The sequence below is a fragment of the Sphaerimonospora thailandensis genome (assembly GCF_016863115.1).
Taxonomy (GTDB): Bacteria; Actinomycetota; Actinomycetes; order Streptosporangiales; family Streptosporangiaceae; genus Sphaerimonospora; species Sphaerimonospora cavernae.
The window spans coordinates 16,550-30,967 of record NZ_BOOG01000070.1; the positions used below are offsets into that span (position 1 = coordinate 16,550).

At 66.9% G+C, this 14,418-nt stretch carries 18 protein-coding genes and 1 tRNA gene; 5 read left to right on the forward strand and 14 right to left on the reverse strand.

All coding sequences use genetic code 11. From position 1 onward, the window contains the following. Positions 1 to 2: 2 nt before the first annotated feature. Both Mth01_RS26515 and Mth01_RS26520 read right to left on the reverse strand, forming a co-directional pair. Entirely contained in the window at positions 3 to 1,286 is a 1,284-nt protein-coding gene (locus tag Mth01_RS26515) for a hypothetical protein (protein WP_204018686.1), read from the reverse strand. A 326-nt stretch (positions 1,287 to 1,612) separates the two neighbouring features. Next, complete coding sequence (locus Mth01_RS26520; protein WP_204018687.1) at positions 1,613 to 2,134, reverse strand: hypothetical protein; 522 nt, start codon at positions 2,132 to 2,134, stop codon at positions 1,613 to 1,615. Positions 2,135 to 2,848: 714 nt separating this feature from the next. Between Mth01_RS26520 and Mth01_RS26525 the strand changes: the two genes are divergently transcribed. Then, positions 2,849 to 3,280 carry an AbrB/MazE/SpoVT family DNA-binding domain-containing protein gene (locus Mth01_RS26525; RefSeq protein ID WP_204018688.1) on the forward strand — a complete coding sequence of 144 codons (432 nt, stop codon included), beginning with the start codon at positions 2,849 to 2,851 and terminating at the stop codon, positions 3,278 to 3,280. Between the two features lie 695 nt (positions 3,281 to 3,975). On the opposite strand, the gene Mth01_RS26530 is transcribed toward Mth01_RS26525, so the two are convergent. From Mth01_RS26530 to Mth01_RS26565, 8 genes are all read right to left on the reverse strand, one after another. Further along, entirely contained in the window at positions 3,976 to 4,275 is a 300-nt protein-coding gene (locus tag Mth01_RS26530; protein ID WP_204018689.1) for a DUF1416 domain-containing protein, read from the reverse strand. Continuing rightward, the gene (locus Mth01_RS26535) at positions 4,275 to 5,114 is read right to left on the reverse strand and encodes a sulfurtransferase (RefSeq protein WP_204018690.1); all 840 of its coding nucleotides are present in this window, start codon (positions 5,112 to 5,114) and stop codon (positions 4,275 to 4,277) included. The genes Mth01_RS26530 and Mth01_RS26535 overlap by 1 nt, the downstream gene beginning before the upstream one ends. Further along, on the reverse strand, positions 5,111 to 5,521 hold the full coding sequence (locus tag Mth01_RS26540; RefSeq protein ID WP_204018691.1) for a DUF4395 domain-containing protein: 411 nt from the start codon (positions 5,519 to 5,521) through the stop codon (positions 5,111 to 5,113). The genes Mth01_RS26535 and Mth01_RS26540 overlap by 4 nt, the downstream gene beginning before the upstream one ends. A gap of 174 nt (positions 5,522 to 5,695) precedes the next feature. After that, positions 5,696 to 6,148 carry a thioredoxin family protein gene (locus tag Mth01_RS26545; protein WP_204018692.1) on the reverse strand — a complete coding sequence of 151 codons (453 nt, stop codon included), beginning with the start codon at positions 6,146 to 6,148 and terminating at the stop codon, positions 5,696 to 5,698. A gap of 64 nt (positions 6,149 to 6,212) precedes the next feature. Next, positions 6,213 to 7,151 (reverse strand): anti-sigma factor family protein, encoded by a 939-nt coding sequence (locus Mth01_RS26550; RefSeq protein ID WP_204018693.1) that lies wholly within the window; start codon positions 7,149 to 7,151, stop codon positions 6,213 to 6,215. Beyond that, the gene (locus Mth01_RS26555; RefSeq protein ID WP_275409038.1) at positions 7,148 to 7,660 is read right to left on the reverse strand and encodes a sigma-70 family RNA polymerase sigma factor; all 513 of its coding nucleotides are present in this window, start codon (positions 7,658 to 7,660) and stop codon (positions 7,148 to 7,150) included. Before Mth01_RS26555 ends, Mth01_RS26550 begins: the two co-directional genes overlap by 4 nt. Before the next feature lie 85 nt (positions 7,661 to 7,745). Then, positions 7,746 to 8,426 (reverse strand): LmeA family phospholipid-binding protein, encoded by a 681-nt coding sequence (locus Mth01_RS26560; RefSeq protein WP_204018695.1) that lies wholly within the window; start codon positions 8,424 to 8,426, stop codon positions 7,746 to 7,748. A 47-nt stretch (positions 8,427 to 8,473) separates the two neighbouring features. Beyond that, entirely contained in the window at positions 8,474 to 8,722 is a 249-nt protein-coding gene (locus tag Mth01_RS26565; RefSeq protein ID WP_204018696.1) for a MoaD/ThiS family protein, read from the reverse strand. Between the two features lie 192 nt (positions 8,723 to 8,914). Between Mth01_RS26565 and Mth01_RS26570 the strand changes: the two genes are divergently transcribed. Next, a complete protein-coding gene (locus Mth01_RS26570; RefSeq protein ID WP_204018697.1) occupies positions 8,915 to 9,736 on the forward strand; it encodes a winged helix-turn-helix transcriptional regulator in 822 nt (273 codons plus the stop codon). A gap of 90 nt (positions 9,737 to 9,826) precedes the next feature. Further along, positions 9,827 to 10,777: a mycothiol synthase gene (gene mshD / locus Mth01_RS26575; RefSeq protein ID WP_204018698.1), complete on the forward strand. Its 951-nt coding sequence runs from the start codon at positions 9,827 to 9,829 to the stop codon at positions 10,775 to 10,777. Positions 10,778 to 10,848: 71 nt separating this feature from the next. Here mshD and Mth01_RS26580 read toward each other — a convergent pair whose 3' ends face one another. The 3 genes from Mth01_RS26580 to dcd all read right to left on the reverse strand — a co-directional run bounded on the left by Mth01_RS26580 (position 10,849) and on the right by dcd (position 13,283). After that, on the reverse strand, positions 10,849 to 11,871 hold the full coding sequence (locus Mth01_RS26580) for an inorganic phosphate transporter (protein WP_204018699.1): 1,023 nt from the start codon (positions 11,869 to 11,871) through the stop codon (positions 10,849 to 10,851). 15 nt (positions 11,872 to 11,886) lie between these two features. Continuing rightward, the gene (locus Mth01_RS26585; protein ID WP_204018700.1) at positions 11,887 to 12,504 is read right to left on the reverse strand and encodes a DUF47 domain-containing protein; all 618 of its coding nucleotides are present in this window, start codon (positions 12,502 to 12,504) and stop codon (positions 11,887 to 11,889) included. A gap of 203 nt (positions 12,505 to 12,707) precedes the next feature. Next, positions 12,708 to 13,283, reverse strand: a complete 576-nt coding sequence (gene dcd, locus Mth01_RS26590; RefSeq protein WP_204018701.1) for a dCTP deaminase — start codon at positions 13,281 to 13,283, stop codon at positions 12,708 to 12,710. Between the two features lie 200 nt (positions 13,284 to 13,483). Here dcd and Mth01_RS26595 point away from each other — a divergent pair. Next, positions 13,484 to 13,554 (forward strand) — tRNA-Gly (locus Mth01_RS26595). A gap of 199 nt (positions 13,555 to 13,753) precedes the next feature. Continuing rightward, positions 13,754 to 14,056, forward strand: a complete 303-nt coding sequence (locus tag Mth01_RS26600) for a DUF6980 family protein (RefSeq protein WP_204018702.1) — start codon at positions 13,754 to 13,756, stop codon at positions 14,054 to 14,056. 28 nt (positions 14,057 to 14,084) lie between these two features. On the opposite strand, the gene Mth01_RS26605 is transcribed toward Mth01_RS26600, so the two are convergent. Then, a partial coding sequence (locus tag Mth01_RS26605; RefSeq protein ID WP_204018703.1) for a tyrosine-type recombinase/integrase occupies positions 14,085 to 14,418 on the reverse strand: 334 nt, incomplete at its 5' end.

Here is a 14,418-nt window from a genome sequence, read left to right on the forward strand (position 1 = left end):
GTTCAGCGGCGGGCGAGCCGATCACGTGTGGCTGCCAGATCGAAAGTGGCGGCGACGAGACACACGGTCATCGTCGTCACGAGCAGATCCCTGACGAAGGCGATCGGCACGTCGGTGAAGAACCAGAAGTACGGCTCTTCGCTCGCCAGGAAATAGTGTCCGGCCCTGTCGAGGTAATCACCACCAATGTGCAGCCCGGCATAACACAGCGTGAACAATCCGAAGAGCGGGGCCCCGCCGCGCAGGGTCAGCCGCAGCGAGTTGAGCAGCGGGCTCCAGCGGCCGGTCCATCCGGCGCTCAGCTTGATGAGCGCGAGCCGCGTCCAACTATGCGTTCGTTCGACATGTACCGCCGCTCGTTCCAGGCGGGTGCCCCTGATCGTGGTGCGGGTGTCCTCCACGTACGCGCCATAGGCGAGGATGCCGACCGTCAACCAGGCGAGCGGGATCGCGAGCGCGTCGATGACGTGCGGCCAGATCTCTCCGACGAAGCCGGAGATCGCCTCCCAGCCCGGGACACTCGTTTTGCCCTGCGTCATCAGATCACGGGCATCCGCGATGGCCGCCCGGCTGCCGATCCATTCCGAACGGGCACCCACCACCGCGGCGGTCGCGCTCAGCCCGTAGAAGACGAACGACAGTTCGCCGAAGGTCGCCAGAATGCCGGAGAACCGGCCCTGGTTGATCTCATGGCGGCGGCCGAAAAGCGTCTTGACGGCAAAGGCGATCACCATCACGACGAGCGAGACCCGCGCATCAAGACCTGTCAGCCCCTCCGCGATGGTGCTCTCCACGCCGCGCCCGTTGTCGAGCAGCCATCGGTCAGGCTGCCGCAACATATCGATGTTCTCGAAGTCCCGCATGTCCTCGTCGACGAAACCCCAGGTGAGGTAGATGCCGGCGAAAACGAGGGCGGTGCGGTTGAGTGCGCCGAAGAGACTCTCCCGGCCCTCGCCCGCTTCCCGGCGCGCCCTCGTCTCCATGAGGGCGCCCCGGATGACGTACAGCATGCCGGCCGTTGTCGCGAGCGACGTCATCACGACGAGCGTGAACAGGAACATCACCACGACCAGCCGGGCCTGGTACCACGACCCGTGCGAGAGCGTCGCGGCCAGCAGGAGCAGCGCCCACCGTACGAGACGCCCCAGCGAGAACCAGATGATCAGCGGCAGCGCGCACTTCGCGGCGATCCGGAAGGCATGCAACGGCAGCGCGTACGGCGACAGCAGCCAGGTCGGCCTGCCGACGCCCCGGCGAGGAGCGGCGATCTCGGACGTTCCAGACACCTGCCGCATGCTATCGGCTCACCCACACCCCGTCGGCGCCATGACTTTTGTGATCATCTTTTCAGCGCAGCCCACTCCGCGCCCGACTCGATCGCGCGCACCACCTTCATCGATCAGATCGCCACTCCTCCAGCATCCGCACCAGCTGGGGGAACGGTCACACACGGTCACCGCAATGTGGACGCGCCGAGTAGCGGCGTGATCACACCTTCTGCTCGGCCGCGCAGAGCCAGACACACCCCACTTAACAATACCGAAATTTATATAAACAAGAGATCCCATGCCGCATACCTAGAAGAGCGAGGCATGGGATCCCTTCACTTTTTCTAACCAATTCGCCCGCGCTGCTTATTTCGCCTGCCGCGCGGATAGGCATCCACAAAATGAGCAAATCTATCTCTATCTCGATCAATCATCTCAAGAATATCTCTGGCGAGATCGTAATGACCCGAACACAACTCTCGGTAAATCACCCAGATTCCTTCCCGGGCATTTTGTCGACAAATGGATCCGAGATCCGAATTTCCTCTCTCTACCTCTTCCGTGTCAGACTCGCCAGAAACTAGCTGAAAAAGCAGTTCGAGAACAGCCTTCCGAGCTACCTGAGAAATTTCCCCTACTAGGGCCGCGAGCAAGACAGGAACCACGTATTGCGAAGCCTCGAACAACTGCCCTTGAACCACGACACAGTTCTCAAGTTCCCAGTATGCAGCCCAGGCATCATCCTCAGTTTCGCTTGAGAGGAGCGTTAGGATGCTCTCCGGTACACGGTCAGCCTCACCTCCCATCGCCCGCAGCGATCCCCAGTTGTGACGGCCCAGCTCCGCTCTTACGATATTAGCGCTCACGACTCCACCTCCCCCCAGGGTCAAATGTTATGCCCAGAGGCAACGGGGTCGGCTTCTTAAGCCGACCCTTAATACGGCTCACAGGAGCAGGCGAAATAACCTCGTGGCCATCGTCGAACCTATCCTCAATAGGTAAGGCACCCTTCGGGCGTTTCTCCTTGCCGCCCGCCTTGACCAGGCCTGGAAGACGCGCCTGAGTGGCATCCGAGCTGACCAGATGAGGGAGCCCCGTAGCCGACCCAGAAGCCTGCATAGGAAGATCGAGGTTGACCGGCTGCGGGTCTGCTGCAGCAGGTAGCGACTCAAGCTGGGTCAACCCAGGAAAGATCCCAAGCGTGACGAGCACCGCCGCCCGGACCAGCCAGCGCCTAGAACCCAGCCCAAACTCGCAACGACGCATGCCACCGCCACCTTCCGAACGCAGCCGCCAATCGCATCGTCGTCACCGCTGGCCTTGACAGGACCTCAGCACTCAGAAGGCGACGATTCACCGTAAACGCTCAGAAAGTACACGATCTTTACATCTGACTCAACTGTGAGATACTTCACTCAGATGAGGTGGCGCTGAGTCTTGACGGATCCACCAACGCCATTTACGTGTGACTAGGGCGAGGCTAGAGCTCACCACCAGAGCTAAGGGCGCAGCCAAAATTCGCCTTATGTCGCATCCGTAACAAGTACCAGGCTCGGGTATTGCCTGGTACACATGGTGGAATGCGGCTGAGCAGCAAGGGGCGGGTCACGATTCCCGTCAAACTGCGCGAGAAGTATGGGTTACGCCCCGGTGACGAGGTGGACGTGATCGAGGTCGACGCCGCCCTACTGATCGCTAAGAGGGAGCACCAGCCCAGCCTGGGACAGCGGGCGACTCTTCGGTTGCGCGGAACAGCGACAACCCTGATGACCGCCGACGAGATCGTGGAGCTGTTTCGTGGCTCCGGTGCCGAGGATCCGGCTCATCGCTTCCGGGCAGGGAGCGTAGGGGTCGAGCGACTTTTCGTGGCGAACGCGGACAACGTTGCGGAAATCGAAGCCATGGTGCTCGGCATCACCGAGTACTACAGGGATCGGACCGCCCCACCGCCCGAAGCCGACCCCGTACCAACGCCAGAGGAGTTGGCAGCGGCGGACAACGCCGACTGGTGATCGAAACTGATGCTCGATCAGGCTACGTGGAGCCATGCCCGCAGCGCACAGCGGATGACTTCGCTGGCACTGGTTTGATCGTGCTTGGCCCGCGTGAGCAATGCAGAGCGCAGCTCGGGGTCGAGCCTCACCGGAACCACATCGGCAGGCGCGGAACCGATTGGCCGCCTACCCCCCCGGCGGCGAAGAACATCCACGTCGTATCCGGCTTCGGCTTCTTCCGCCAGTGCGGCTATGAGCTCCTCTGTGATCGGCACGCCACCGGAGGTCGGAACGTCCCCGTTCATCCTAGACATGCTCCCTCCTCGCTCCCCATCGCAAGAGACCACGGTACTTGCGTCTCATAGGCATCGCATGTATCGCCAGTTCTCGGCCACCATCAAAGCAAAGCACGATCGTTTCCAACAAGTTTCCGGCACGGTCCGGCCCAAGTCGCAACTCTCGCCGGGGCCCCTCTTCATCCTCGTCAGCAAGCGGATAGGCGATAAGAAACCCTCTTGTCTCATGGATGACGTCCTCGTGAGCGATGCCGTGCTTGAGCGCGGACCTGTGCACCTCCAAGGTAGCAAACGTAATACGAAACGTTTAGTCACGTAGGGTAAATGACCGATTATCCTAACCGTTCTATCCGCAGACGAAGGCCGGTGCGTTCGAGGGGAACGCACCGGCCTTCGCACGGATGGGTGAAGAGACGGTCAGACGGACACCGCGAGCTGGGCGACCTCGCCGAGCTTGGCCTCGACCGCGACGTCCTTGCTGACGCCACCGCCCGCGATGATGCGGACGGTCCACTGGCCGGGGGCGGCGAAGAAGCGGAAGACGCCCTCGTCGGAGACGACGACCTCACCGGTGAACTCGCCGGAGTGGTCGAGCAGGCGAGCGTAGGCCGTACCGGGGCCGGAGACGACCCCCTGGATGACGGCCTGGGTGGACAGGTCGATCCCGGCCGGCAGCGCGATGGTCTGCTCCGGTGCGGCGCAACCCTGAGTGGTCATCAGCGGGCCTCTCCCAGCTCGATCGGCACGCCCACGAGCGAGCCGTACTCGGTCCATGATCCGTCGTAGTTCTTCACGTTGGGCTGCTCGAGCAGCTCGTGCAGCACGAACCAGGTGTGCGCCGAGCGCTCGCCGATGCGACAGTACGCGATGGTGTCCTTGCCGAGGTCTACGCCGGCGCCCGCGTAGAGCTCCTTGAGCTCCTCGTTGGAGCGGAACGTGCCGTCGTCCTTGGCCGCCTTCGACCACGGGATGTTGCGGGCGGTCGGCACGTGGCCGCCCCGCTGCGCCGCCTCCTGCGGAACGTGGGCCGGGGCGAGCAGCTTGCCGGTGAACTCGTCGGGCGAGCGGACGTCGACCAGGTTCAGCTTGCCGATCGCGTTCACCACGTCGTCACGGAACGCGCGGAGCGAGAGGTCCTGCTCCTTGGCCTGGTACTGCGTGGCCGGCCGCTCGGGCACGTCGGTGACCAGCTCGCGGGAGTCGAGCTCCCACTTCTTGCGGCCGCCGTCGAGCAGCTTCACGTTCTCGTGGCCGTAAAGCTTGAAGTACCAGTACGCGTAGGCGGCGAACCAGTTGTTGTTGCCACCGTAGAGAACCACGGTGTCGTCGTTGGCGATGCCGCGGGCCGACAGCAGGGCCTCGAAGCCCGCCCTGTCGACGAAGTCACGGCGGACCGGGTCCTGAAGGTCGTCCCTCCAGTCGATCCGTACGGCGCCGCGGATGTGCCCCTTCGCGTAGGCGCTGGTGTCCTCGTCGACCTCGACGAGCACGACACCAGGCGTGTCGAGGTTGGCCTCCACCCAGTCGGCGTCCACCAGCACGGCGGAACGGCTCATTGCAATCTCCCAGGTTGTAGACGGCGGATGAACAAGTACGTTTCGCAGCCGAGGCAGAAGCCGAAGACCGCGTTGAGGAAGGCGGCCAGCAGTGCCGCTGCTGTCGCACCCAAGGCCAGCGGGGTGAGCCCGGCCACGAATCCGATCAGGCCCGCGACCGCGAACGCCAGACCGACGGCCTGCGCGAAGCGCGGCGGTGCGGCGTCCTCCAGTTCGCGCGGCGGCCCCAGTCTCGGGCGCACCAGCGCCCGGAACACCGGCCCGTACGGCGAGACGCCGCACGCGCCGAGTGCGAACACCAGCGCCTGGGCCGCGAGCAGCCAGGAGCTGCGCGTCACCAGGACTGTCGCGAGAACAAGGGTTGTTATGGCCGCACCGAAACGGGGACCACGCGGGTCGATCTGCATCGTTCGGGGTGCTCCTGAAGGATTCGCGGAAAGCGGCAGGCAGCCGCGGGAATCACCCTCAGGCCATGCGACAGAGCGAGGTCGCGACGCGGCAGAAGTCAACCGCGCGCCGCTTCGTCAGCAGCTCTGTCGTGGGAGTCATGACCATGACAGTACCCGTCGTCTCGGAATCTGTCACTCGCTGTCCGCTTGTTGAGATGACTCGTGAGACGGATCGACCATCGCCACACCGAGCGCCGCGATCACATCGGCCTTCCGTGGCTGGCCGGAGGCCCTTTTCACTACATTTCCCGCACCATCTAGCACGAGCACGGTCGGGGTGCGCAACACCTCGAAACGCCTGGCGAGATCGATCCGCGACTCGGCGTCGATCTCGATGTGACGGACCCCCGGCACCATCGCGGCCACCTCGCCGAGGATCCGGCGCGTCGCCCGGCAGGGCTGGCAGAAGGCGGTGGAGAACTGCACGAGAGTGGCCCGCTCACCGAGCTCCGCGCCCAGACCACCGGCGAGATCATCGGTGAGGCCGTTGTCCACGGTTCGCATCCTCCCGTCGCGATGCCTCATGACCAGCCCGATGAGCACGCCCACCGCGAGCGTGACCACGAGAACGACGATCCCTGCCATCAGGTCCTGGAACCCACGGCCGCGCGCGTTTCATTCCCCGGAGACCTACTCCCCGGCGACGAAATCACGACGGCTTCGCGACCGGGGCGGAGGTCGTCACGAGCGTGCGCCCGTCCGACGTGGACAGTTCCAGGCGCCGGATGTCGCCGGCGAGCAGCGATGTCGACCCCTCGAAGACGTTCTTGCCCGGCCCGAGTTCCCCCGGCCCGGCCGTCCAGGTGCCGACCGCCGACGCGCCGCCGTCCGGGCCGATGGCGCGCAGCGTGCACACCGTCCCGGCCGGCACCCCCGAGACCTTGGCGAGGACGTCGGTCCCGCCTTCCTTGGCGGTGAGCCGTACGGCGAGGGTCACGTCGCCGCTGCGTCCGCGCGCCTCCGAGACCGGCGGGGGCGGCGCGGCCTCCGTCGTGCCGAACGTCTGGGCTTCAGGGCCGGGCGTGGCGACGTCAGCGGTGGACGGTGCGGCGCCGAGGCTGGGGTGGACCCCTGTCTTCTCCCGCATCGTGTCCGGTTGGGAGGCCTTCGCCTGAGGTTGCGCGATCGCGGGCCGCGACTCGCCGGCCTTGGTCTCGATGGGCTCCTCGGCGGCGCGGGCGGCCGAGTCGCTCGCCTCCCGCGGCGCCACCCCGCCGGCGACGGTGGAGGCCCCCGAGGCCACGCTCGCGTCATGGGCGGGGGGCTGTACGGCCGACAGCCATGCCGTACCACCCAGCGCGGCCACGACCACCGAGGCCGCCAGCGCCAGCATCGTCCGCGATCGGCGGCCCCGTCGGGCCGAGGCGGCGATCAGCCGCTCCAGCACCACCGGCGGCGGTGCGGCGGCCTGTTCGATGTCCTGCTCGGACACCCGGCCGAGCACGGCGGGCAGCCCGGACAGCTCGGCGAGCTCGGACCGGCACGAGGGACAGGTGTCCAGGTGCGCCTCGACCTCGGCGGTCTCCTCGGCGTCGAGCGCGCCCAAGACGTGGACGCCGAGCGAGATCCGGACGTCGTCGCAGGTCATGGCGCCAACCCCCGTTCCTCCAGAGCGAGTTTCAGCGCCCGGAGCGCGTAATAGGTCCGCGACTTGACCGTCCCCGGCGGGATGCCGAGGATCTCGGCCGCCTCCTTCACCGATCTCCCCCGGTAGTACGTCTCCAGGACGACCTCACGATGCTCGGGCCGCAGCGACGCCAGCGCGTCCGCGACCGCCCACGATTCAACGGCCCGGTCGAGCTCGTCGTCGGCGGGCAGCACGGCGAGCGCCTCGTCCCCCGTCTCCTGCGGCCGCGACCTGCGGGCCCGATGCTGGTCGACGACGAGGTTGCGGGCGACGGTGAACAGCCACGCGCGGACCGGGCGCCCCTCGAGCACCGAGGGGTGCCGCCAGGCCCGTAGCAACGTCTCCTGCACCACGTCCTCCGCCCTGCCCGGATCGCCGGTCAACCGCAGCACGTAGCCGTACAGCGGCCCTCCGTGATCCTCGAAAAGTGCGCGTATGAGCTCCTCGTCGGCGGTTCCGGCTGGACTCACATCTCCATCACGTACGGCGGGACCGCCCGGTTCAACGGAGCCACCGGCTCTTGACGGCCCACCCGCTTCGGCGGGGCCGCCCGGCTCAGTGGAGCGGGACATCGGCGGCTACGCCCTGGATCGCGAGCCCCTGGGACGTCGTCTTCACCTTGGTGATCTTGAGTTTCAGCGGCAGGTCCTTCACCGGGACGGTGAAACCGAGGTGCCGGGCCACGTTCGGCACCGTGATGCCGCCCGCGATCTTCACGTTGGTCGGCGTCAGCCGTACCGCTCCCGGCACGACCTCCATCTTGAGGTCGGCGGTGACCGGCACCGTCCGGCCCAGCGCGGTCAGGTCGCCGGAGACCTTCAGGGTGTCGCCGCCGTCCCCCTCGATGCGAATGCCGCGCGGCGCACGGGCGGCCAGGGTCTCCCGCGAGATCACCACTGTGCCGGTGACGCGCTCGGCCCGGATCGGGGTCTTCGAGGCGTTCTGGATCAGGTCGGCCAGCGGCGCGGTCACACCGTTCAGCGTGGCGTCGATGCTCGACAGCCGGATGCCCTCCCGGGTCATCGGTCCGATGCCGACCTCGATCTCCTCATAGCGCCCCGAGATCGCCTGGGCGAGGAACGGGAAGCCCTTGATCTCGACGGATGGCGACTCCGCCAGGTCGTACGCGCTCGCGACCTGCCGGGCGATCTCCCGCTGCGCCCCTGTGACGGCCACCCGGTCGACTATGGCGAGCAAGATGACGAGCACGATCAACGACAGGATCAACTTTCGCATCCGACTCCTCCATGGAGCACCGGTGGCCGGACGATCAGCCTAGCCACTCATCCCCCGGCGAAGGGGGGTAAAACTTCGACCACGGCACCCTGTGGAAGGTCGATCGTGGCCGGGTCGCGGAGCCCCGCCGGTGCGCCGTCGACGAGGAACGACGAACGACGCAACACCTGCTCGATCCGCGGATTCCGGGCGATCTGCGTGATCAGCTCGCCCAGCGTCTCAGCGGAGAACGACTCCTCCGCGACGCCCGCGGCCTCCTTCGCCGCGGCCCAGTAACGGACCGTCCCCGTGGCCATCGCCGTCAACTCCCTCCGCTACGCCCACGCCGCATTGCCAAGACCGGACGTGTCACGTGCCGTTAACACGGCCGACGCACACCGGACGCATAAACGCTGTGAGCTAGCCTAGAAGTAATGGACCTGGGCGACGTGGCCCCCGGGTCCATACGTGTTTTTGTAGGCTACGGCCGCCGCGCCGGGGAGGCGAACGTGAGCAACCTGCTCCTGCTGACCAACGCGCTGGAGCCCTCGGCGCAGGTCCTCCCGGCGCTCGGGCTGCTCCTGCACTCGGTCCGGGTGGCGCCGGCGGAGGCCACCGCGCTGATAGACGTCCCGCCGGCGGACGCCGTGATGGTCGACGCCCGCCGCGAGCTCGCCCACGCCAAGGGCCTGTGCCGCCTGTTGCGTACTACCGGGGTCACCTGCCCGCTCATGGTCATCGTCACCGAGGGAGGCCTGGCCGCGATGACGGCCGAGTGGGGCGTCGACGACGTCCTCCTCGACACGGCCGGCCCCGCGGAGGTCGAGGCCCGCCTGCGGATGGCCGTCGGGAGACTGGCGCTGCAGGCCGTCGAGGATGTCCCGGACGAGATCCGCAGCGGTGACCTGGCGATCGACGAGGCCACCTACACCGCGCGCCTTCGCGGCCGGGTGCTCGACCTCACGTTCAAGGAGTTCGAGCTGCTGAAATATCTCGCCCAGCATCCGGGCCGGGTGTTCAGCCGCGCGCAGCTGCTGCAGGAGGTCTGGGGCTACGACTACTTCGGGGGCACCCGTACCGTCGACGTGCACGTCCGCCGGCTGCGGGCGAAGCTCGGCGCGGAGAACGAGGCGCTGATCGGAACGGTGCGCAACGTGGGCTACCGGTTCGTCCCCGGCGAACCGCAGGCCGAGCCCCGCGCGGAGGCGCGGACACGCACCCAGGCGCCGGCGGAGACAGCGAAGACAGCGGGGACAGGGGGGACAGGGGGCCCCCGGCCGGAGGCGAAGAAGCCGGAGGCCGACGCACGGGCCAGGTCCGCCGGGCCTTGAGCCAGGCCCGCCCCGCCGGACTGGCAGGTGGCGTCGGTCGCCGACGACCCGATGCCCCGCCTCGGCATCGGGTCACCTAATGTGCGGGACATGAACACGCATGTGGAGATTCAGGGACGACTCGGAGACGACCAGGTGGCGGCCGTGCTGGCCCTCGTCGAGGCGGCCACCGAGGCGGACGGCGTCCGCCCGCTCAACGAGCACGTGCTGCTCCACCTGCGATATGGCGGCGACCCCGGGGCCAGAGCCGTACTGATCCGAATGGACGGTGAGGACGGTGAGGACGGGCAACTCGCGGGTTTCGCGCATCTGGACCCGGCCGACCCGGTCGAGGGCCCGAGCGGCGAGTTGGTGGTGCACCCCGCGTTCCGCGGGCGCGGCGTCGGCCGGCGGCTGCTGGAGGCGGCCCTGACCGAGAGCGGCGGGCGGCTGCGCCTGTGGGCGCACGGCGACCACCCCGGCGCCTCCCGGCTGGCCGCGAGCCTGGGCCTCGCCCGGGCCAGGTCGCTGTGGCAGATGCGGCGTTCGCTGCCGGCTCCGCTGCCCGCCGCGAAGCTCCCCGAAGGCGTACGGCTGCGCACGTTCGAGCCGGAACGGGACGAGGAGGCCTGGCTCGCGCTCAACGCGCTGGCCTTCGCGACCCACCCGGAGCAGGGCGCGTGGACGCTGGAGGACCTGAAGCGGCGCGAACAGGAGCCGTGGTTCGACCCCGCCGGTTTCTTCCTGGCCGTACGGCCCGGCGTGACGGAGGGAGACGACGGGCACGACGGGCAGGGGCGCGACAGGCTGGTGGGGTTCCACTGGACGAAGGTCCACGGCGGCGACGAGCCGATCGGCGAGGTCTACGTGGTGGGGGTGTCGCCGGACGAGCGGGGCACGGGCCTGGGCCGCGCGCTGACGCTCGCCGGGCTGGCGCACCTGCGCTCGCTCGGCCTGGCCCAGGCGATGCTCTACGTGGATGAGGAGAACGTCCCGGCGATCCGGCTTTACGAGTCCCTCGGCTTCACCAGGTGGAACACGGACGTGATGTACAGCCGGTGATGCCGGTGACGCGTGTGCGGCTCCTTGGGGGTGCCTCGGCGGCGGGGGCGCGGCCTGGTTCCGCGCCGCCGCTAGCCGAGGATCAGGTGAAGGAGGAAGTAGGCCAGGGCCGCGACCACCGCGGCGGCGGGGATGGTGAGGACCCACGCCGTGACGATGTTGCCCGCGATGCCCCAGCGCACGGCCGACAGACGCCGGGTCGCGCCTACTCCCATGATCGCGGTGGTCATCGTGTGCGTGGTCGAGATCGGCGCGCCGAATCCGATGGCCGCCGTGTAGAGGACCGACGACGCCGCCACCTCGGCCGCGAACCCGCGCGGCGGGTCCAGGTGGATGATCCGCCTGCCCATGGTCCGCATGATGCGCCATCCTCCGGCGTACGTGCCGAGGGAGATCGCCAGCGCCGCGGCCGTGATGACCCATTCGGGAATGTCCGCCGTAGGCGAGATGTAGCCGCCGACGACGAGTGCCAGGAACATGACGCCCATCGTCTTCTGCGCGTCCTGCAGGCCGTGGCCGAGCGCGATCGCCGCCGCCGACACCGGCTGGAAGTAGCGGAACCCCCGGCTGGTGCGATGCGGATTGGACCTGCGGAAGATCCACAGAATGGCGGTCATGACGAGGCCGCCCAGGCAGAACCCGATGACGGGCGAGACGACCATCGGGATGACGACCTTTTCCACCACGCCGGACCAGTGCACGCCCGACCCGTTGGCGAAGCCGACCATCGCGTTGGCGGCGAGCGCGGCGCCGACCAGGCCGCCGATCAGGGCGTGGCTGCTCGACGACGGCAGTCCGAAGTACCAGGTGATGAGGTTCCAGACGATCGCCCCGATGAGCGCGCCACCCACGATCAACAGACCCTGCGTGCCGACCGGAGCGTCGATGATTCCCTTGCCCACGGTCTGGGCGACCGCGGTGCCGAGGTGCGCGCCGATGAAGTTCATCACGGCGGCGAGGAGCAGTGCGATCCGCGGGGTGAGCGCCCGCGTGGAGACCGAGGTTGCGATCGCGTTGGCGGCGTCATGGAAACCGTTGGTGTAGTCGAAGGCCAGCGCGATGACGATCACGCCGATGACGAGGGCGAGCTCCACTTGGCTTTCCCGGCCCTAGCTTTCCTTGACCGCGATCGACTCGATCGTGTTCGCCACATGCTCGAAAGCGTCGGCGGCGAACTCGAGCTGCTCGATCACCTCACGCATCTTCATGACGGTGAGCGTGTCGAACTCCCCGCTGAAGAGCTTGGCCAACAGGCGTCGATACACCTGGTCGGCCTGGTTCTCGAGCCGGTTGATCTCGATCCAGTATTCGTTGAGGTGCTGCATCGAGCGCAGCCGCGGCATCGCGTCGGCGGTCAGCTCCGCGGCACGCTCCAGCACCTCGACCTGGAGTACGACCTCCTTGGGGAGGTGTTCGATCTGGTAGAGGACGATGAGGTCGGCGGCGGCCTCCATGAAGTCCGTCACGTCGTCCAGGTTCGAGGCGAGGCGGTAGATGTCCTCACGATCGAACGGGGTGATGAAGCTCTCATTGAGCCGCTTCATGATCGCGTGAGTATGCTCGTCGCCCGCGTGTTCGCAGGCGCGCATCTTCTCCGCCAGGGCGTCCCGATCCGAACCGTCGCTGATGATCTCGACGAGGAGGCGGGACGCGGTAACGATGTTGTTGGCCGATTGGGCGAACAAATCGTAGAAGCTGTCCTCACGAGGCGTGAGACGCAGTCGCACGTGGTTTCTCCAGATGTGCGGGGATGGTCCGCAGAGAAGAGTACGGGTTGGCCCTGGAAAGACGAAGTTCGACCCGGGCTAACCCACCTGCATCCCTCTCCCCCTTGACGTTGCCCCAATGCTCCCAGGAAACACGTGGCCCGGGGGAGACTTCCAGTCTGTACGACCCTGTCCGGCTGTGCGCGCCGAGGGCGCGGTGAGGATCAGACCCGCTTCCGGTGGAAGTTGAGGAACGACCGGCTCGGCGTCGGGCCACGCTGCCCCTGGTAGCGGGAGCCGTACCTGGCCGAGCCGTACGGGAACTCGGCCGGCGAGCTGAGCCGGAACATGCAGAGCTGTCCGATCTTCATGCCCGGCCACAGCTTGATCGGAAGCGTGGCCACGTTGGAGAGTTCGAGTGTGACGTGCCCCTCGAAGCCGGGATCGATGAAACCGGCCGTGGAATGCGTCAGCAGGCCCAGCCTGCCGAGGCTCGACTTGCCCTCGAGACGCGACGCGATCTCATCCGAGAGGCTGATCACCTCGTAGGTGCTGGCGAGCACGAACTCACCCGGATGGAGGATGAACGGCTCATCGCCGTCCGGCTCGACCAGCCGGGTCAGGTCGGGCTGCTCCGTCGCCGGGTCGATGTGCGGGTACCGGTGGTTCTCGAAGACCCGGAAGTACCGATCCAGGCGCACGTCCACGCTGGACGGCTGGATCATCTCGGGGTCGTACGGGTCGATCTTGACCCGGCCCGATTCGATCTCGGCGCGGATGTCACGGTCGGAAAGCAGCACGGGAGCAAGGCTAGTGGCCCCCACGCGCCCTGGGTGTACCGCCCAGCCCGGCCTCCCGGTCGCCGTCCCCTGCGCGGGCCGTACGGCAGGGCGCTCCGGGCCGGATGCCGGCGACCCCGCCACGTTCTGGCCCCGGGTATGCAGCAGCACGCCGAGTTTCCGCTAGAGTATGGACGCGGTCGACTTCACAGTCGGTCCACGCGGGTGTAGTTCAATGGCAGAACATCAGCTTCCCAAGCTGATAGCGCGGGTTCGATTCCCGTCACCCGCTCTCAGCACGAAGGCCCAGGTCAGGGAGTACATCCCAACCCGGGCATTGATCGTTTTTATGGCCGTTCGATCTTCTCGGGCCATTAGCGGGCCATTAGCCCTCGCCCGAGGCAGTACCTGGAGCCTTGTCTTCTGTCGGCCGACCGCCTCAGGGCTTGATCGAGTAGCGCGCCTATCCCCGTCCGCGAGAGCCTTACTCCATGAGCGAGCACTGCTGTGAGTCGATGACCCGCCGGGTGACGTGGCGCTGCGAACATCATGAAGATCCGTTCGAGTGCCCGGACGCCCTCGTCTGGTTCAGTGCCAAGTTCCAGGAGTACGGCTTGATCATCCACGACGGTGGGAACTCGATCATTAACATCGCGTTCTGCCCGTGGTGCGGCAGCCGTCTGCCCGACTCTCAGCGTGATCGCTGGTTCGACGAGTTGGAGCAGCGCGGGATTGATCCATGGGGATCCGACGTTCCCGCGGAGTACGAAGACGAACGCTGGCTCCACTCGTGATCGCATAGCTTGAAGCGCCATCCCGGGATCAGCTCACTGGCCCCAGGACGCTGGCCATACCGTCCCCCTCGTCGTCCTCACGACGTTTGAGCTGCTTGTTGATCGCGTCGGTGATCACCTTATCCGCGCCGCGTACGGCGTGCTGATAGATCATCGCGGCCCTGACGTTGTCATGTCCCATCCGGACCATCAGATCCTTGAGGCCCGCGCCGGATTCAGCCGCCAGCATGTTTCCAGCGTGCCGGAGGTCGTGGAAGTGCAGGCCCGGCATGCCCATTTCCTTCACGACATCGACCCACCGCGTACGGGTGTTGAAGCCGCTACGCCGCAGTGGCCCGCCCTTGGCACCGGCCTCGTGAATT